Origin of the sequence: Phaeobacter sp. JH20_02 (assembly GCF_048056915.1) — a bacterium.
Classification (GTDB): domain Bacteria; phylum Pseudomonadota; class Alphaproteobacteria; order Rhodobacterales; family Rhodobacteraceae; genus Phaeobacter; species Phaeobacter bryozoorum.
On record NZ_JAYMVP010000009.1, the window covers coordinates 194,350 to 212,437 of the forward strand.

Sequence of the window (18,088 nt, forward strand, 5' to 3'; positions counted from 1 at the left end):
CAGATCCCCTATCGCAGAGAATCTGTAGATTACATGTTAGGATAACACGTGAATGCCCTTCTAAAGGCGAAGAGCGCCTATTCGGCGGCGAAGGCCCCGACCCGAACTGCAAAGAACCTCGAATATGAAGTCATTGCCCGAGTAACACGTCGCATGGTTGCGGCCGCACAGAAAGGTAAGCCTGGGTTTACCGAACTTGCCGCAGCGCTCACCGACAACCGAAAACTCTGGTCGATCTTTTCAATCGAAGTTGCAAGTCCAGGGAACCCACTCCCGGATGAACTGAAAGCTCAGTTGCTCTCGCTTGGTGAATTTACCCATCAACACACCAGTAAAGTCTTGGCCCGCAAAGCGGACGTGCGGCTGCTGGTCGAAATCAACACGGCCATTATGCGTGGCCTTCGCAGCGGAGCGTCCTGAATATGAGCGGATTGGTCCTGAAACTTGCCCCGAAAGAGCGGGTATTGGTGAATGGTGCAGTAATTGAAAACGGGGATCGGCGCAGCCGGTTGTCGATCGTAACTCCGGATGCAAACATCCTGCGCCTGCGCGATGCCATCCATCCCGAAGAAGCCAACACGCCGGTACGTCGCGTCTGCTACGCCGCGCAGCTGGTCCTGTCTGGCGATGTTAACGGCGAGGAAGATCGTTTGCAGATGTTGCGCCGGATTGAAGAGCTGAGCCAGGTCTTCACCGATCCGGACAGTCGCGCCTCGCTGGCAGAGGCCACTGATGCGGTTCTCTCCGACAACCATTACCGGTGCTTGAAAGCGTTGCGCACCCTCTTGCCACGCGAAGACCGGTTGATGGCAGTGCGCCCATCATGAGTTCTCAGCCGATTATGCCGGAAACGGCATCGTCGGCTGGAATTGTCATCACAGAGAATGATCAGGCCGCCTTGGGCCTGTGAAGCACAATCCAGGTGTGGGCGTGAAAGCAGGCGTCTCACACAGAGCTTGAGTTTGAATATTCTGCCTCGCCTCATGTACATATCGTGATAACGGCAGACACCCCAGTCAAACGGTGGACATCCCAATCAGATCCGCTGGCTCAGAGCGAATTGCTCGTCCCTCGGATCGATTGGCAGACGCAGCATCTAACGGCATCAGCATCAATGAGATCACTTGCGTGGTGCAGCGGCCCGCCCAGACCACCTCAATGTCGCCATTCTTATCTGTAGCGGCGGGGCGCATTTTACCAAATGCTTGATCGATATGGCAGATGTCGGCGGCCTTTCATCTGCGACAGATTGCTGTGATGCTGATCACTTCGCCTTGGATAGATCTCTGGTTGGAGCGCGTGCACACAGGATAGCTATGCGCCCTGTTCTGGACCGTGCGCGGCGTCTGAAGCAGGTTCGATATCCCTGACATGAGGGGCATTGGCGCAGTTTTCAACTGGCTGGAGAAGCTGCTGCTCCGTCCCGTCAGAACCCGGCGCGGCCTGTGCGGATCACAAACCTCTCCATACGTCAGTCTGCTCACAATCTGCATCTGCTCGCAGGACGTCGTCTTGACTATGCGGTCGTACTGCTGGCGTCCGTCGATAGAAACCGGGGTACAAGATTGCCCTATCGGATCGCCACGGCGCGTCGCATCATCAGCATCAGGCGGTTGAAACTGCTCTGTATCCCTTCCGGGTCTGCTCTACCGAAAAAGGAATCCAACTCAGGCCAGAGCTTTACGGCCTGATCAAGCGTGACGTCGTTGCCCTCGGAGTAAAGGCCTGCGCGAATCATAACTTCGGATTGCTCATAGGCGCCCAGGTATTTGCGAACATCCAGAATCGCTGCATTCTCGTCAGGCGATGCAGCGGCCGGCAGGCTACGGGAGACGGAACGCGAAACGTCGACAGCCGGAAACCGCCCCCGCTCCGCGATTTCGCGGTTGAGCACGATGTGACCATCAAGGACGCCTCGCAAAATATCTGCAATCGGCTCATCCATATCGGAGCCTGCAACCAGAACACTGAAAATAGCTGTGATATCCCCCTGATTCTCGTTCCCAGGACCGGCTCGTTCGCAGAGGCCGGTGATCAGCGGAGTGACCGAAGGCGGGTATCCACGCAGTGCCGGAGCCTCGCCGGATGAAACGGCAATTTCTCTATGTGCCTCGGCAAACCGGGTCACCGAATCTGCCAGAAACAAGACATTTTTCCCCTGGTCGCGAAAGTGTTCAGCAACCGCCATAGCCGACCAGGCGCAGCGACGGCGAACCAGCGCCGACTGATCCGATGTGGCCGCGACGACCACCGCACGCTTCATCCCCTCGGCACCCAGCACGTCCTTGACGAAGTGGTTGACCTCACGTCCGCGCTCGCCAATGAGCGCAATAACAACCACATCAGCTTCCATATTCTGCGCCAATGTTGACAGCAGCGTGGATTTCCCCACGCCGGATCCGGCAAAAAGTCCGACACGCTGACCTTTGACAATCGGCAGAATCGTATTGAACACCGCCAGCCCAGTGGCGAGTCGTTCTCCCATCGGGCGACGTGAGGCGGCTTTGGGCGGAGAAGCCATCAGATCCCGCGTGGCTTCGCCGCGCATGAGAGGACGTCCGTCCAATGCTGCACCAAAGGGATCAATCACCCGGCCGATCCAGCTGTCAGAGGGCGCAAAATCCGGCGTCGGATGCAGAAGTACAGCATCGCCAATCGCCACGCGATCTGGCGCTGTATCAGGTAACATGCTGACTTCACTGCCAGAAATCCTCATGACCTCGCCCTGCAACGGGTCGCTTCCGGCTCTCCGCAGAATCAGGCGGTCACCGATACGTGCCTGGCCGTTCAACCCCGATACCGTGATTGCACCACCTGATATTTCCGACACCCGACCCACCGCCGAAGACAGTCTTTTGTTCGCCAAATCCTGAGTCAATGCGTTGATGGCTGAGATCATGTTCTGGTGTCTCCAACTGTTCCTGAAAACAATTTCTAAAGGAATTGGGGTTAAGCCTTGATTGAAATTGATCGAGGGAGAAGCCCCGGTGTTTAAAGAACTGAACGTCTTTAAGATTGCCTACTCAATGGCGACCCATGCAGGGAAGCGCCAGGCATTGGTGTCACAGAACATCGCCAATGCCGACACGCCAGGCTACCATGCCAAGGATATCAAGCCTTTCAAAGAGGTATACGCTCAGGGTTCGCGCCCCGGCGACATGATCGCCAGCCGCTCCAACCATCTGAACGGTGCCTCAGGCAATGGGATGGACTGGGCTGTGACCCAGACCAACAACAGCACTGACCCCAACGATAATTCCGTCTCGATCGAAACCGAAATCCTGAAAGGGGTCGAGGTGAAGCGGCAGCATGATCGTGCTTTGGCGATATACAAATCGTCGATGAACGTTTTGCGCAGCAGCCTTGGCCGGAACTGAGGAGGTTAGATCATGAGCGAATTTTCCAAGTCCCTTTCCGTTTCCGCAAGCGCACTGAAGGCACAGGCAAGCCGTCTGCGCCACGTGTCGGAGAATATTTCCAATGCGGACACGCCCGGTTATCGCCGGAAGACCGTCCCGTTCGAAGCGGTGCGCGATCTGCGCACGGATGTCGAGAAGGTCGAAGTTGGTCCGGTGCGTCTGGACCGGTCAGACCTGGAGCAGATCTTCGATCCCTCGCATCCGCTGGCTGACGACAGCGGTCATTACGAAGGGTCCAACGTCGATCTGATGATCGAGATTGCCGACGCCCGTGAAGCTCAGCGCAGCTACGAGGCCAACCTCAAGATGTTCGAACAGGGGCGGCAGATGTCGTCCTCGCTGATGGAACTGCTGCGCAGATAACATCGAAATTTTCTGAAACACACTGACATACTTGGAGATCCAGAATGGATATTCGCAGTCTTTCCGCCACAAACGGCTATGCCGCAGCGCGTCCCGCAACCAAAGTTGACCCCGAGCACGCGCCAACAAGCGCCGAAGCCCGGATCAAGGCCAGCTTTGAGGAATTTGCCGGCACGCTCCAACAAAGCGAGCAGGTCTCGGTCACCGCCATGACCGGCAACGGCGATCCGCATGCCCTGGTACAGGCACTGGCACAGACGGAGCTTGCCGTGGAAACCGCAGTGACCGTGCGCAACAAGGTCGTCGAAGCCTATCAGGAAATCCTGCGGATGCCGGTGTAAGCCGATGATGAGCGAAGGGCTTTTCTACGACACTCTGCGCCAGGCTCTCTGGGCTGCGGTCATGATGTCGACGCCGGTTCTGCTGGTCGCGCTGGTCGTCGGCCTCGCGATCGGCCTGTTTCAGGCTCTGACATCGGTGCAGGAAATGACCCTGACCTTTGTCCCGAAGCTTACCGCCATTCTTGTCGTTTTCTGGATGACCATGGGGTTCATGACGCAAACCCTGGTCGCCTTTTTTGATGGGCACGTTGTGCCGCTGATTTCAGGAGGTCTGTAATGGGAGACACCGGTTACACCACCTTGTCCCGCCAATCCGGTCTGATGCGCGAAATGCGTGTTGTGGCAAACAATATCGCCAATTCCGCCACCACCGGCTACCGGGCTGAAGGCTTGATCTTCTCGGAGTTCATCCAGTCTGCCCCCGGCCAGGAATCCCTGTCGATGGGGCGGGCCAACATCCGTAACACCTCCATGGCACAGGGGGCGCTGACCCAATCCGGCGGTGACCTCGATCTCGCTATTGAAGGCGACGGTTACTTCATGGTCGAAACTCCGATGGGTGAGCGCCTGACCCGGTCGGGGGCGTTTTCAACCAACGCCGAAGGCGATCTCGTCACTATGGATGGCCATCGGGTTCTGGATGCGGGCCGGGCGCCGGTCTTCATTCCGGGGGATGCCAAGTCGATCAAATTCGGCGCCGATGGCACGCTGAGCGCGGACGGTCGCGCCCTTGGACAGATCGGCATTTTCAAGCCGGAAGAGAATTACCAGATGGTCCGTGAAGACGGGGTTATGTTCCGTGTTGATGGAGAAATCGAAGTGGCCGGAGAATCGCGCGTGCTTCAGGGCTTTCTCGAAGGCTCCAACGTCAATGCCATCTCTCAGCTGGCCCGCATGGTCGAGATTCAGCGTGCCTATGAAATGGGCCAGAGCTTTCTTGAGACCGAACACGAACGTGTCCGCAACGCCATCAAAAACCTGACTAAGTCGTAGGAGTACCCCCATGCGCGCCCTCAAGATCGCCGCAACCGGAATGACCGCGCAGCAACTGCGTGTAGAGACGATTTCGAACAACCTCGCCAATATGAATACTACTGGTTACAACGCACGGCGTGCGGAGTTTGCGGACCTGCACTATCAGCAGGTGACGCGGGCCGGCACGGTAAATGCCTCTGATGGAACCGTGCTGCCAACCGGTGTGCAGGTCGGTCTTGGTGTGCGTGCCTCGGCGATTTCCATTCACCTGGCCCAGGGTGCCCTGACCCAGACCGGCAACGATCTGGACGTCGCAATTGACGGGAAGGGCTATCTGGAGGTTACCCTGCCGTCCGGCCAATCCGCCTACACCCGTGATGGCGCGCTCAAACGGTCGGCCGAAGGGTTGATTGTCACCTCCGACGGGTTCACCGTGTCGCCGGATATCACCATCCCGACCGATGCACGCAATGTGTCGATCAATGCCGAGGGCGAGGTCTATGCCTATTTCGACGAGGCCGCCGAAGGTCAGTTGATGGGACAGCTGACACTTGCCGGCTTCTCCAATCCCAAGGGTCTCGAAGCGCTGGGCAGCAACCTCTTTGTCGAAACCGAAGCCTCCGGCGCAGCCAGCGTGGCGACGCCCGGCGAGAATGGTCTTGGTACTCTGCGCCAGGGCTACCTGGAGGCCAGTTCCGTCGATGCCGTGCGCGAGGTCACCGAGCTGATCGAAGCGCAGCGCGGCTATGAAATGAATGCCAAGGTCATCTCTGCCGTCGATCAGATGATGGGCGCAACCACACAGGTCCGCTGATGAAACCGATCCTCGCCATTATGATGCTGCTCTGCGCCCAACCTGTCTGGGCCGATATACTGGTCCCCGTGCGCACCATCCGCGCCAAGGAAATCGTGACGGCCGAGGATCTGGTTCTGAAACAGGCCGAGGTGCTGGGCGCGATCTCAGATCCTGCTCTCGTGATCGGGCAGGAGGCGCGCGTGGCACTCTATGCGGGGCGGCCGATGCGTCCCGGTGATGTCGGGCCTCCGGCCATCGTCGACCGCAATGATCTGGTCACCATTCGTTTCAAACGTGGTGGACTTACCATCCTCGCCGAGGGCCGCTCGCTTGGCCGTGGCGCAGATGGAGAGGCCATACGTGTCATGAATTTGTCGTCACGCACAACTATCAGCGGGCGGATCGCCGCAGATGGAACAGTTGAGGTAAACTGATGAAAAATAGAATTTATTTGGCAAAATCCGCCCTTGCTGGTGTGATCATGCTCAGCGCCTGCGGACGGCTCGACCATGTTGGCAAGCCTCCCACGTTCAGCCCGGCAAATGAATCGCCCGAGCATGTCGCCATGCTGTTTCAGGGGCTGCCGGTCGATACCCAGACACAGCGTCCGGTCGACCAGGCCTCGCTCTGGAGCGGCTCGCGTCAGTCGCTGCTTGGGGATCGGCGGGCAACCAAACGGGGCGATATCCTGACGGTCGTCATCGAGATTGACGAAGAGGCCGAAATTTCAAACGACACCAAACGGTCCCGCTCCGGGTCCGAGAGCCTGGCGCTGCCGCAGCTGCTGGGCCTGCCGCAGCGGATTGACCGGAAATTGCCGGACGGTGCCACGATGGCTGATGCCGTCGATATCGGCAGCAGCAGCAGCTCGGGTGGCAAAGGGTCCGTGAAACGGAGCGAGAAACTGGAACTGCGGGTTGCCGCGACTGTGGTCGATGTCCTGCCGAACGGTGTTCTCTCCATCAACGGTACGCAGGAGCTGCGCGTCAACTTTGAGATGCGCGAATTGCTGGTGACCGGTTATGTCCGCCCCGACGATATCAGCCGTCAAAATGAGATCACCTACGACAAGATCGCGTCCGCGCGGGTCTCATATGGTGGCCGCGGCCAGATCACTGATGTCCAACAACCGCGTTACGGCCAGCAGGTGCTGGACGTGATCCTGCCATTCTGAGGCCTGCACATGCTGTCAAAACTACTGCCTGTCATTCTACTGCTGGTCGGAACTGCCGGAGGTATCGGCGCCGGGATCATGATGGCTCCGGCACCGGCCCCAGAAGACCACGCTGAGGATAGCGGCGAACATGCCGAGGAGATCACTCCGGAGCTGCCGGGTGATGAGGAAGAGCAGCGCGAATACATCAAGATGGCGAACCAGTTCGTGGTTCCCGTTGTCGAGCGCGAACAGCTGTCCTCGCTGGTGGTGGTGTCGCTCAGCCTGGAAACCAAGGCTGGCATGAACGAGAAGATCCACGCTTATGAACCCAAGTTGCGGGATATCTTTCTGCAGGTTCTGTTCGATCATGCCAATATGGGTGGCTTTCGCGGGGCCTTCACCCGATCCGACATGTTGACACCGCTGCGGACCGCGCTGCGTGAGGCCGCGCAGAAACAACTGGGCAAAGATATCTATGACGTCCTGATTGTAGAGATGTCGCGACAAGACGTCTGACCAATGCACTGCCGAAAAGAGAAAGGCCGGTTCATTTGAACCGGCCTTTCTCTTGGATGCCATCCTGTGTCAGGTGGCTCAGTCCATATTCATCAGGCGATTGTGCAGTTTTTGCGCCTTGTCTTTCTTGACCCTCAGGCGCTCTTCGATTGCCATTGTCTCCACCGCGTGTTTGCGACCGAATGCCTTGCGCAGATTGTCCATTGCCCGCAGTTTCTGTGCCGTGATCTGCGCCAGTTCCATATTCAACTCTCGACGGGCGCGGGTATGCCAGCCTTGCCACAGAAGATCGGCACCAAGCGCTTTCATTGCATGGTCGGAGCTGGCCAGATCGCGGCTGTCTTTGATCTGCTGGTCCAGCTTAGTCAGCTGGCCGCGCACCCGGGCTTCCGCATCCAGAACCGGCTTTACCTTGGCATGTTCCTGCAGATACAGGGCTTCGGTCACATCGGCCATTTGATCGAGCATTTTCTGCTTCATCACACCATCCCCTTGGCCCGTTGGCGCATGTTCTCCGCAAAGCGGATCGCGGCGGCAACCGGCGCATAATGCTCTTCGTGAATTTCCTCGCCGATCTGAACCGCGGCATGCAGGGCGCGCGCGGTCGGCGGATCGCTATGGATCGGGACACCATTCTCATTGGCAACTTCGCGAATGATAGCAGCGACTTCATCCACCCCCTTGGCCACACAGACAGGCGCCTGTCCTGGTGCGCGGTCCCATTTCAATGCGACAGCGTAATGAGTCGGGTTGACGATAACGACATCTGCCTTTGCCACATCTGCGACGCCTTGGCCCATGGCAATCTGATGGGCCTTTTGTCGGCGGGCGCCCTTTAGATGCGGGTCGCCTTCGGACTCTTTGCTTTCGTCCATGATTTCCTGGCGGGACATCATGTTTTTCCGATTGTGCTCTGCCTGCTGAAACGCGGCATCGATGACACCAATACCCAGCGCGATGATCAGCGCGAGGATGAGAAACTCCAATGCCAGCTGCGCCATCATCATCACGACGACAAAAGCACCGGTGGCAGAAGACGCGATCATATCCGGCAGCCGATAGTTCAGGTAGACACCCATGCAGACCGAGTAGAGGATCAGCTTTACGGTGCTCTTGAAGAACTCGAAAAGGCCCGAACGCCCGAATTTATTCTTGGCGTTGGAAATGATCGAGATCTTTGAGAGTTTTGGCTCCAGCTTGCTGGGAGCAAAAACCAGGGCCCGCTGGGCGACAATGGACAGGAAAACAGCGGCCATAGGGACGATAAAGATCGGCAGACTTGAGGTCCCGACAGCCATCATGATCCCGCCAACCGGCACGGTGCCGGCGCCGTTGAAGAATAATTCTGCCAGCCGGTCGGGTTGATCGAGAAATGACATCAATATTGTGCCGATTTCGGCGACAACGTCTGCCCCCGACACGTAAATCGCGATGATCAGCCCGAGATAGGACGCCGCCACCGACAGGTCGGTAGATTTTGGAACTTCACCTTTTTTCCGAGCTTTCTCAAGCTTCTGCGGTGTTGGTTCATATGACTTGTCTGAGTCGTCGTCGCTCATGGCATCCCCTCACCCGGATTGGCAAAGAAGCTCATAAGCGCGGTGCTCCAGATATCCAAGATCATCGGGCTGGCAACCATCAGGATTGCGAGACCTCCGAAGGTAACCACCGGCGCACCGACAAAGGCCACCATCAGCGCGGGCATGGCGCGGTTGATGACACCCAGTGTCAGATTGTAGACCATCGAGCCGATCAGGAACGGTGCAGCGAGAGAGAACCCCATCGCAAAGGCGCGCGAAACACGGTGTACACCCCAATCCGACAGGCCGGATGCCGCCGGGAATTCACCCACCGGGAACATCATGTAGCTGTAGATTATGAATTCAGCCACACGGATATGAAGACCCAACATGACCGCCAGCGCCAATCCCGAGATCAACAGGACGGCGCCAATAGCGGGCATTGGCTCGGCACCGATACCGCCCAGAACCTGTGCGAGAGACGTCGACTGCGCGGCAATTGTTCCGGCGATCTGGATTGCATGAACAAACATGCGGATTGCGACCCCGAGGGCCAGACCAACAACGGCTTCACTCAGCGCGAGACTGGCGTAATGCAGCGGGCTGGCCGGTTCTGGCAGCAACGGCAAGGCCGGCGCCACGATAAATGTGAACGCCAGCGAAATGGCCAGTTTGATCCGCACCGGGACATATTTTTCGCCAAAGGCGGGTAGTACGGACACCATGGCCGCAACCCGCAGAAAGACGATGGCCCCATGCCAAAAGCCGGCGCCCAGAAGGGCGACCAGCTCAGGCGGCAGAAAGCCAATGCTCATGCTGGAACCATGCCTACCAGGGCAGGTCTGGCCTCAAGTCCGATTTCCTCGAAAGACAAAACCGGATTGAGGATGCCGCGTGATTTCAGGATTGTCCGCAGGTATCGACGACGCCGGGTCGAGGTGACAACCGCTGCAAAAACGCCCTGTTCTGTCGTGCTGTTCAGTCGGTCGCTCAACCCCTCGGCCAGTCGGTTGAACTGATCCGGCGGCAGCGCGATATCGACGGCGCCACCCTGAGCGTCGATCTGGTAGGTAGAGAAGGTCTCTTCCCATTCCGGGGCCAGCTGGATCAGCGGAATGGTCCCATCCTCGCGCTTCATCTCACCAACCAGCTGGAAACCGAGACGTTGGCGCACATGCTCACAGATGATCTCGGGCTGGTTGGTATGGAGGCGTGCCTCGGCAATCGATTCGAGAATGAGAGGCATGTTGCGGATGGACACCCGCTCCTCCAGAAGCAGACGCAAGACGCTGTGCAACGTGTCCATCGGCACCTTGTCCGGCACCAGTTCGTCCAGCAGTTTGCGATTTGCCTCGGCGCGGAAATCATCTGTCAGCTCGGTCATTTCGTTCAGCAGACGGCGCAGGGATTTCAGCGTCAGCAGACGCGGGAAGTTCTGCTTGATCACTTCCAGCAAATGGGTGGCCAGAATTTCCGGTGCGGTGACGATTGTGGCGCCTGAGAGCGCTGCATCTTCCTGGCTCTTCGAAGATATCCAACGCGCAGGTGCACCATAGACAGGTTCTGTCACATCGGTGCCGGGCGGCAGGGCTGCGTGATTGTCGGGCATCAACGCGAGCACCATTTCGGGATGCAGAATGCCGCGCACTTGTTCCACCCCTTGCACTTTGATCACATAGGTGCCGGTCATCAGCTCAGGCTCATCCGTCAGGCGGATCTCCGGCAGGATAAGCCCAAAGGTGGTTGCCACATGCGTCCGCATATTGGCAATGCGGGCATCCAGCCCGGTCCCGGCATCCAGAACCATGCTCACCAGATCCGGTGCGAATTCCAGGTGCAGGTCGTCCAGATCGAGGATGTCACCCAGCGCCCGGTTTTCCTTCGGCTCCATGACTTCTTCGATCCGCTCGTCCATATCCGCTTCTTCGCGGTCCTTCATGTTCTTGCTCATCTTATATGCGGTGTATCCCAGTACAGCGCCCCCCACCATGAAGGGGATAAACGGCAGACCCGGAACCAGCGCAAACAGCGACATGAGCACGGCAACGGTTGCCAGAGCGGCCGGATGTTTGCCCAGCTGATCGGCCAGCGCGATATCGGTCGAGCCCGTCGCACCGCCGCGGGCCAGCAAGAGAGCTGCCGCAATCGAGATGATGACCGAGGGGATCTGAGATACCAGACCATCGCCAACCGTCAGGATCGCATAGGTTTCAAATGCGGAAACAACCGGCATGTCGTGAACAAGCACGCCCATGATCAGGCCCATGATCAGGTTCAACAGGGTGATCAGCAGGCCGGCGATTGCGTCGCCTTTTACAAATTTGGACGCACCGTCCAGAGAGCCGAAGAATGTTGTTTCGCGTTGTTCCACCTCGCGACGCTCGCGCGCTGTGGCGTGGTCAATGGCGCCGGCCGACATGTCGCTGTCGATTGCCAGCTGCTTGCCTGGCATCCCGTCCAGTGCAAAGCGGGCGCCGACCTCGGCCATCCGCGCTGCACCTTTGGTAATGACCATGAAGTTCACGATCAACAGCACCCCAAAGACAACGAGGCCAAGGAATACACTGCCCCCCATGACGAACTGGGCGAATCCCTCGATCACCCCGCCTGCGGCATCGGTGCCGGTATGGCCCTGACCGATAATCAGTTTTGTCGAAGACACATTCAGCGACAACCGCAGCATCAGAGAGGCCAGCAGGATCGTCGGGAATGATGAGAAATCCAGAGGCCGCTCGATAAACAAGGTGATTGTGAAAATCAGGATCGCAAGCCCGAAGGAAGCCGCGAGACCGATATCCAGAACCCAGGCTGGCATCGGCAGAATCATCATCACGATAATCGCCATCAGCGCGAGTGCGAGCAGCACGGTGGGGCTGAACAGTTTTTGTATATCAATATTTGGCACGGAAATTCAGCCCTTATTTCAGTACGATGAGAGCCTGCGCGGATGCGCCGCTGCCCGTTAATGGGACCAGTGAGCCCAATCGAGCTGCGCCGGAGGGCGCTGCGCCTTGGGTGATCAGCGGTGAGGGATTGTGAAGCATGGCGAGCGGTTGCGGGGCAGAGAAGGTGGCCCGTTTGCGCTCCACCGGCAGCGCGGCAACGGTCTCGACTGGCTTCAGATCAGCCCGAACGCGATCGAAACGTGCTGTATAGCGATTTGCATAGGTCGGCGTGCGCGAGTGATAGGCGCCGGCCGCCTGGGACCAATCGCCGAATTCATCATGCAGTTCGCGCAGGAAGCGCGCCGCATATTGCGCATTGGCAAGTGGATCGAACATTTGGTCAATCGAGTCGAACGCCTGACCATGCCATTTGAAGTTGATCTGGAAACACCCGACATCAAAGCTGCGCGCGCCGCGCTTGAAGTGCGAGAAGACATAGGCTCTCGCCTCATCTTCGGTCTGAAACCACTTACCGGCGCCTTCCATATTGACCGTCCACGGCCATGGCTGAAGCCCTTGTTTGCCGCCACGACCGGTTTCCGTTCTGGTAATCGCGCGCAGAACGTCCAGTGGCACGCCCTGATCACGTGCCGCGCGCCGTGCGGCGAGATCACATAACGCCGAAACCTGCGGTGAGGACGCATGTCCGGTCTGCGGTTTCAAAAACACCAATAGCCCCAGCGCCGCACAAAAAAGCGCAGGCCATACTGGCAAACTGACTGTGCAGCGGGCACATCGCCGCTGTTGTCTGAAAAGAAAGCTCAATTTCGGCATTCTGCCTGTCCAAATGAGGATTCACCCTAAGTCCGAGCCTAAGACCAGAGCATTGACAAACCGTTATCATCAGATGCGCCAAGACCGCCGGTGAGGCGGTCCTGGTATCTGTCAGCGTGGCAGAAAAGATCGTTGTCAGCTATGATCCGTCTTCGGAAAGCTCTGGCTGCCGCGTCACCTTCTGCAGCAGATCGGCAATACCGCCGCGTGTTCCCTCGCTGCTTTCGACCAGGGCCCTCGCATGAGCTAGGGGCGGCAAACCACTTGGTTCTTTTGCAGTTTCTTCGATCTGTGTCGTCACCCTCGCGACTCCGCCAAACTGCTGCGCAACATCAGCATCAATGGTTGCAAGATTCTCGCGATCTTCCGAGTGCCAGAAACCGCGCGCCGCCGCATCCTCTTCGTCTTCTTCAAGAAGATATTCGCCAGCTCTTGCATATTCACCGTTTCGCCACAGCGCTTCGGCGCGCAGCTTATTTGCTTCAGACCCGGACAGCCCCATCAGCTCCACCAGCGCGGAGTGCGGTTTGTCCATCGCGAGTGCTGCCTTGGCCAGAAGCAGGCGTCGTTTGGCGTTGCCGGGTTCCATGGCGAGCTTCTTCAGGATCGACTGTGCCTGCTGTGCAAACCCGAGATCAAGCAGCCGCTGAGCCACGATATCGGCAATCGGAGCTACCTCGGCCGGGGTACCATTGGCCGCAATGACCAGCGCATACTGCAGGAATGTCACATCATCTGCGCGTTCCGTCAGCAATGTCAGAAGCGGTTCCAGCGCGGCAGTGCGCGCCGCAGGACCATCACGTCTGCTCAAGGCATCCAATTCATTGAAGCTGTCATGGAACTGGCCGGTCAGGGCCAATGCCGAGACCACGGCGCGGCGCAAGTCCATTCCCAGTGGGCTATCGCGATTCTCGACCTCATAGGACGCGGCAAGATCCGGGACATCCGGCGACAGCGCAGAGCGCTCGGCAAAGCTGAGATCAATCAGCTCAATCAAGGCACGGGGGGCGTTTTCCGTCCGCTCCGCGACCTCCTCCGTCAGCTCCTGAGCCACGGTTTCGACGTCACCTTCCAATTTGGCGATTTCGGCTTCGGCCAGATTGATTTCGGGCACGTGGTCGACGCCGGTACGATCAACCGAACGCAGCGTGGCGCCCGCCAGATGAGGGTCACCGGCCTTTGCAAAAAGCGTGCTGACCCGCGGGCCGACCTGGACCCGCAAATGTGGTGGCAGCTTGGCAAAGGCCTGCTGGATTGCATCCGTCTTTGCGTTTTTCTTGATCGTGCCATCGGCCAGCGCTGCCCAGAGCGCCACTTCGCTGTCGCAGACCTGTTGCCCGGCGAAGGCGTGGTTTACGCCAAGGTCCTGACCGTCCAGCACAGCCCCCATCGCGGTTAGCGCGACGGCATCATCATGTTCCGCTGCGCCAGACGGCATCATACGCAAGATCGCCTGTGCCTCAGCACCGAACCCGAAAAAGAGATAGGCCCGCGCCAGGGTTAGGACGGCAGCCGGATCGACATCGTCGAATTCACGCACCAGTTCAGCCCGAAGCGGTGATATCTGGTCAGAGAATGGCTCATCAGTGCCCCATTCATGGATGGCAAGCTGTGTGCTCGACAAGCAGTGTGTCGGCTGATTGGAATCGCCCGAGCGGCGCGCAACCAGGCCGGTTTCGCGATCCACGGAGGACGTGACAGAGATCTGGTCCAGCGGATTAAGAGGGCGATCACGGCTGCTCAGCGGGTCAAGGATATGTCCGGCGGGACCATCGTGAACTTCTACACCAACAAGCTCCAGCAGGCCCTGATTGGTTGCCCGGCTGATCTGTTGCAACAGCCGCTGTTCAGATTCGTTGACTGTGGCTGCGCGCTCCGTTTCTGACAGGTCGAGCAGCATATCGGTATCAACCTGTACCGGGACCGGTGTTGGTTCCGGGGCTGGCGCGGCGGCAACACTTGTGCCCCCGGCAGGATTTGCTTCAGTGTTTGTGCGGGGTGTCCGGTTCAGATTAAGGGGCAGCACCACAGCTGATGGGGCGTCCGCCACAGCCACGGGGAGGCGCTGTACCGGATTGGGCCGGTCGGAGCTGCCGGACGTGACGCCGGCCAGATCGAGTGCGGCGCGTGCATCAGCAGCGGCGCGCGCCGCTAGATTGAAGCGATAGCCTGCGCTGTTGAACGTGCCGGGCAACAGAGGCAAGGGCGAGCCTGCGATGACACGCCGCTCGGCCCCGGCGGGGCCATCGGCGATATCGATCACCAGATACCCGTCCTTCTGCACGAAGGAGGTCACCTCACATGCGCAACCAAGCTGTAGGTTCAGCGGTTGTCCGGGACCGGCCTGCGACACAGATTGCAGGCGCGTCCGCGGAATAAGGTCGAAGATTCGGGATGTATCAAACACCACTGTTGGCGTTTCAATGACCACCTGCGCCGATTGGCCTGACTGACGCAGCGACCATGGCGCGCCATTTGGAAGCCGCATGACCAGCCGGGAAAACCCGTCATGCTCTCCCGAACGGGCGACCACCGTCTGGGCATCCACAGATGCCGCAGCCAGGGTAAATGCTGCAAGGGTCAGCGCGCGCCACATCATGCTGCGTCCTGTTTCACCGACTTCAACGCGTCTTCCAGCTCAGAGAAGCCGGGGCGAATATGCGACGGGGTGTTCTGACGTCCGACTTCGATGCAGATCGCTGCGGCATGATTGTGCAGATTTGCCACCAGAACTTCTCGGATGAGGGAGTAGAAATGCGCATCTTCCTCGGTTACCGACTTCACCTTACCGGCGAAGGGGCCAACCAGACCGTAGGCCAGGAAAACGCCAAGGAATGTCCCGACAAGCGCGCCACCAATCAGCTTACCCAGGACTTCCGGGGGCTGGTCGATCGAGCCCATCGTCTTGATGATCCCGAGAACCGCCGCAACAATCCCAAGCGCGGGCAGCCCGTCTGCAAGTGTCTGAAGCGCATGGCTGGAATGCAGCGCGTGATGAAGATTTGCCTCGATGCGCTTTTCCAGAACCTCTTCCACCTGATGGGGGTCGTCATAGTTCATCGAGGCGGACCGCATGGTATCACTGATCAGGTTCACCGCCTCTTTGTCGGCGAGAATCTTGGGATACCGGTTGAAGACCGATGAGTTCTCGGGATCCTCGATATGTTGTTCGACCTCAACGGGATTGGCCCGCGCGATCCGGATCAGAGAGAACAAGAGACACAGAAGATCGCGATAGTCGTCGGCCTTCCACTTGGGACCCTTGAACACTTTGCCCATGTCCTTCAGCGTGTGTTTCACGCCGCCGATGTCATTGCTGATCAGAAAGGCCCCGATACCGGCGCCGCCGATCATCATGAATTCAAACGGCAGGGCCTTGATGATGATTGTCATCTTACCACCGGCCAGGAGATATCCCCCGAACACCATGACAAAGATAACCACGATGCCTACAATACCGAGCATTAGGTCCACTCCGAATTTCGTTTGTTTCTACAAGTTTAGGCGATTCACGTTAAAAAAGCCTGAGGAGCAGCGCTTGCTTACTCCTTTGGAACAGACCCGTTGCGCCCCGCCAGGACCACGCTGATTGTATAGGCTGCCTGCGGGCTGAGCCCGGCCATGATGCCTGCGGCTGCCTCAGGGCGCATGCGCGCGAGGAAACCAGCTGCAAATGCCGGATCCATTTCCTCAAACAGTGCTGCTGATTCCTTGGGTTTCATCTGCTCGTAGACCGCAGTCAGACGCGTCAGATCCCCTTCTGTTGCACCATCGGCGAGAGCCAGTGTCGATTTCAGCTCTTCCTCCGCCTGTTCCAGCGCAACAAGCTTCTGTTCGATTGCATCATCTGCGATCTCGAGCGCCTTCATGCGATCTTCAATCTCGGCCTCGCGCGCAGACAGTGCAGCTTCGCGCTCCTGAAAGGCCGCCAGCATGTTCTGGAGCTCTGCCGATGACGGCATCGACTTACCGTTCAAGGTGCCTTTCGGCTCATCCTTCAGAGTCGATTCGTCTTGCAGGTTTGCAACTTCCCGGGCGATCGCCGGTCCTGCCTCCAGCCCGAGGCGCACAATAGCGGAGCCCATCAGCAAGAAGGCCAGCATCATGAGCGCACCGCTGCGTGTCCGCTTCATGCGCGTTGCTTTTTTTGGTTTTGCCTTCGGGGCTTTGGTCTGTGCTGTCTTGGCCATTACGCTACCCGGCCCTGCGAACGGTTGTGGCGGACAAACATCAGCCCTGCAGGTTTTGCAGGCTCAGGTTCCGGTGCCGCTTCTGGCTCGGCGTCGGCTTGATAAGCGGCGGCGAGCGCGTCGTTTTCTTCGGCAGCTGCGGGTTCGGGTGCCTGTGCCTTAGGCTCAGGCGCCGCAACTTCGGGCATGTCGTGCATGGATGCCATCATCAGCTCCAGGCGTTGTGCAACCGATTCGGCCCGGCCGGTCAGCTGGTCCAGGGCCTTGCTAGATCCATCCGATACATGGCGTGCTGCCAGCAGTGATTTATTCAGGTCATCGACCTGGGCGGAGAGCACGGCAACCGCTCCTCCCACACCTTTCTCCAGATCGTTGAAACGCTTCAGCCGTCGCGAGAGCACCAGGCAATAAAAGCCTGCCCCCATGGCCCCGGCCGCAAGCAGGATATCTGCAATCAGTTCCATCCCGTTCTCCTAGTTCAATACGAAGTCCATAATCAGCAGATCACGCACCCGGCCCTGGCCGGTTGCGATATTGATCCGCCGCAGCATCTGTGCGCGCAGTTTCGGCAAGGCCATCGGATCGGTCAGATCCTCCAGTTCCAGTGCCCTGAGATAGCTGTTGAGAACATCGACAACACGCGGGAGGATTTTTTCGACCTCGGCCCGATGGGCGAGATCAACCTCCAGCTGAGAGCGGAATCGAAGGTGTTTTAGCCCACTTGCCTTGCGCAAGGTGATCACAATCGGTTCCATTTCGATAAAGGCGAGATTGGCGATATCCTCCGCCGTCTCACCGTTGTCCACGCCTTCTGGCGCCACTTCGGTCGCATCCACCCCTTCTGGGGCTGCGCTCTGACCAAAGGGAAGAAGGCCTGACTGGACAGCGAAGAATCCCCCACCGGCACCAGCAAGCGCAAGAACAACCCCAATGATAAGGGGCAGCTTGCTCTTCTTGGCCGGGGCGTCCTGTTCTGTGTCTACTACAGCGTCTGTCATGACTATCCCTAATACGTCGTGCCTCATCTTCTTAGCTTGCGGACACTAACCGAATGTTAAGGGCAATCCGGCAAAAGGGTTGCACATCGGACAGA

Annotated in this window: 22 protein-coding genes; 11 read left to right on the forward strand and 11 right to left on the reverse strand. The window is 58.4% G+C overall.

Annotated elements, in window-relative coordinates:
- The first annotated feature begins 48 nt into the window (after positions 1-48).
- On the forward strand, positions 49-420 hold the full coding sequence (gene flaF, locus VWY34_RS02595; protein ID WP_340547064.1) for a flagellar biosynthesis regulator FlaF: 372 nt from the start codon (positions 49-51) through the stop codon (positions 418-420).
- 2 nt (positions 421-422) lie between these two features.
- Positions 423-827 carry a flagellar biosynthesis repressor FlbT gene (gene flbT / locus VWY34_RS02600; protein ID WP_416534381.1) on the forward strand — a complete coding sequence of 135 codons (405 nt, stop codon included), beginning with the start codon at positions 423-425 and terminating at the stop codon, positions 825-827.
- A 743-nt stretch (positions 828-1,570) separates the two neighbouring features.
- On the opposite strand, the gene VWY34_RS02605 is transcribed toward flbT, so the two are convergent.
- The gene (locus VWY34_RS02605) at positions 1,571-2,899 is read right to left on the reverse strand and encodes a FliI/YscN family ATPase (protein ID WP_340547063.1); all 1,329 of its coding nucleotides are present in this window, start codon (positions 2,897-2,899) and stop codon (positions 1,571-1,573) included.
- An 88-nt stretch (positions 2,900-2,987) separates the two neighbouring features.
- Here VWY34_RS02605 and VWY34_RS02610 point away from each other — a divergent pair, with 88 nt between their 5' ends.
- Genes VWY34_RS02610 through VWY34_RS02650 form a run of 9 tightly spaced genes read left to right on the forward strand, consistent with a single transcriptional unit; the run spans position 2,988 to position 7,566 of the window.
- The gene (locus VWY34_RS02610; protein ID WP_340547062.1) at positions 2,988-3,377 is read left to right on the forward strand and encodes a FlgB family protein; all 390 of its coding nucleotides are present in this window, start codon (positions 2,988-2,990) and stop codon (positions 3,375-3,377) included.
- A 12-nt stretch (positions 3,378-3,389) separates the two neighbouring features.
- The gene (gene flgC, locus VWY34_RS02615; protein WP_340547061.1) at positions 3,390-3,782 is read left to right on the forward strand and encodes a flagellar basal body rod protein FlgC; all 393 of its coding nucleotides are present in this window, start codon (positions 3,390-3,392) and stop codon (positions 3,780-3,782) included.
- Between the two features lie 44 nt (positions 3,783-3,826).
- Complete coding sequence (gene fliE, locus VWY34_RS02620) at positions 3,827-4,123, forward strand: flagellar hook-basal body complex protein FliE (RefSeq protein ID WP_340547060.1); 297 nt, start codon at positions 3,827-3,829, stop codon at positions 4,121-4,123.
- A gap of 4 nt (positions 4,124-4,127) precedes the next feature.
- Positions 4,128-4,400, forward strand: a complete 273-nt coding sequence (locus VWY34_RS02625; RefSeq protein WP_340547059.1) for a flagellar biosynthetic protein FliQ — start codon at positions 4,128-4,130, stop codon at positions 4,398-4,400.
- On the forward strand, positions 4,400-5,116 hold the full coding sequence (locus VWY34_RS02630; RefSeq protein WP_416544148.1) for a flagellar hook-basal body complex protein: 717 nt from the start codon (positions 4,400-4,402) through the stop codon (positions 5,114-5,116). The genes VWY34_RS02625 and VWY34_RS02630 overlap by 1 nt, the downstream gene beginning before the upstream one ends.
- Positions 5,117-5,126: 10 nt before the next feature.
- Complete coding sequence (gene flgG, locus VWY34_RS02635) at positions 5,127-5,912, forward strand: flagellar basal-body rod protein FlgG (protein ID WP_340547057.1); 786 nt, start codon at positions 5,127-5,129, stop codon at positions 5,910-5,912.
- Positions 5,912-6,328: a flagellar basal body P-ring formation chaperone FlgA gene (gene flgA / locus VWY34_RS02640; RefSeq protein ID WP_340547056.1), complete on the forward strand. Its 417-nt coding sequence runs from the start codon at positions 5,912-5,914 to the stop codon at positions 6,326-6,328. Before flgG ends, flgA begins: the two co-directional genes overlap by 1 nt.
- Positions 6,328-7,068 carry a flagellar basal body L-ring protein FlgH gene (flgH, locus tag VWY34_RS02645; RefSeq protein WP_340547055.1) on the forward strand — a complete coding sequence of 247 codons (741 nt, stop codon included), beginning with the start codon at positions 6,328-6,330 and terminating at the stop codon, positions 7,066-7,068. The genes flgA and flgH overlap by 1 nt, the downstream gene beginning before the upstream one ends.
- A 9-nt stretch (positions 7,069-7,077) precedes the next feature.
- Positions 7,078-7,566: a flagellar basal body-associated FliL family protein gene (locus VWY34_RS02650; protein ID WP_340547054.1), complete on the forward strand. Its 489-nt coding sequence runs from the start codon at positions 7,078-7,080 to the stop codon at positions 7,564-7,566.
- Between the two features lie 78 nt (positions 7,567-7,644).
- On the opposite strand, the gene VWY34_RS02655 is transcribed toward VWY34_RS02650, so the two are convergent.
- The 10 genes from VWY34_RS02655 to VWY34_RS02700 form a co-directional block, all read right to left on the reverse strand.
- Complete coding sequence (locus tag VWY34_RS02655) at positions 7,645-8,046, reverse strand: hypothetical protein (RefSeq protein WP_340547053.1); 402 nt, start codon at positions 8,044-8,046, stop codon at positions 7,645-7,647.
- A complete protein-coding gene (gene flhB, locus VWY34_RS02660) occupies positions 8,046-9,125 on the reverse strand; it encodes a flagellar type III secretion system protein FlhB (RefSeq protein WP_416534385.1) in 1,080 nt (359 codons plus the stop codon). The genes VWY34_RS02655 and flhB overlap by 1 nt, the downstream gene beginning before the upstream one ends.
- The gene (locus VWY34_RS02665) at positions 9,122-9,901 is read right to left on the reverse strand and encodes a flagellar biosynthetic protein FliR (RefSeq protein WP_416534386.1); all 780 of its coding nucleotides are present in this window, start codon (positions 9,899-9,901) and stop codon (positions 9,122-9,124) included. Before VWY34_RS02665 ends, flhB begins: the two co-directional genes overlap by 4 nt.
- On the reverse strand, positions 9,898-11,931 hold the full coding sequence (gene flhA / locus VWY34_RS02670; RefSeq protein WP_416538504.1) for a flagellar biosynthesis protein FlhA: 2,034 nt from the start codon (positions 11,929-11,931) through the stop codon (positions 9,898-9,900). The genes VWY34_RS02665 and flhA overlap by 4 nt, the downstream gene beginning before the upstream one ends.
- 73 nt (positions 11,932-12,004) lie before the next feature.
- Positions 12,005-12,805, reverse strand: a complete 801-nt coding sequence (locus tag VWY34_RS02675) for a transglycosylase SLT domain-containing protein (RefSeq protein WP_416542681.1) — start codon at positions 12,803-12,805, stop codon at positions 12,005-12,007.
- Between the two features lie 139 nt (positions 12,806-12,944).
- Complete coding sequence (locus VWY34_RS02680; protein ID WP_416544166.1) at positions 12,945-15,401, reverse strand: hypothetical protein; 2,457 nt, start codon at positions 15,399-15,401, stop codon at positions 12,945-12,947.
- The gene (gene motA, locus VWY34_RS02685) at positions 15,401-16,270 is read right to left on the reverse strand and encodes a flagellar motor stator protein MotA (RefSeq protein ID WP_340547048.1); all 870 of its coding nucleotides are present in this window, start codon (positions 16,268-16,270) and stop codon (positions 15,401-15,403) included. The genes VWY34_RS02680 and motA overlap by 1 nt, the downstream gene beginning before the upstream one ends.
- 77 nt (positions 16,271-16,347) lie before the next feature.
- Positions 16,348-16,995 (reverse strand): hypothetical protein, encoded by a 648-nt coding sequence (locus VWY34_RS02690; RefSeq protein WP_340547047.1) that lies wholly within the window; start codon positions 16,993-16,995, stop codon positions 16,348-16,350.
- Positions 16,995-17,459 (reverse strand): hypothetical protein, encoded by a 465-nt coding sequence (locus VWY34_RS02695; protein WP_416534389.1) that lies wholly within the window; start codon positions 17,457-17,459, stop codon positions 16,995-16,997. The genes VWY34_RS02690 and VWY34_RS02695 overlap by 1 nt, the downstream gene beginning before the upstream one ends.
- 9 nt (positions 17,460-17,468) lie before the next feature.
- Positions 17,469-17,993 carry a flagellar basal body-associated FliL family protein gene (locus VWY34_RS02700; RefSeq protein ID WP_340547045.1) on the reverse strand — a complete coding sequence of 175 codons (525 nt, stop codon included), beginning with the start codon at positions 17,991-17,993 and terminating at the stop codon, positions 17,469-17,471.
- Between the last annotated feature and the right edge of the window lie 95 nt (positions 17,994-18,088).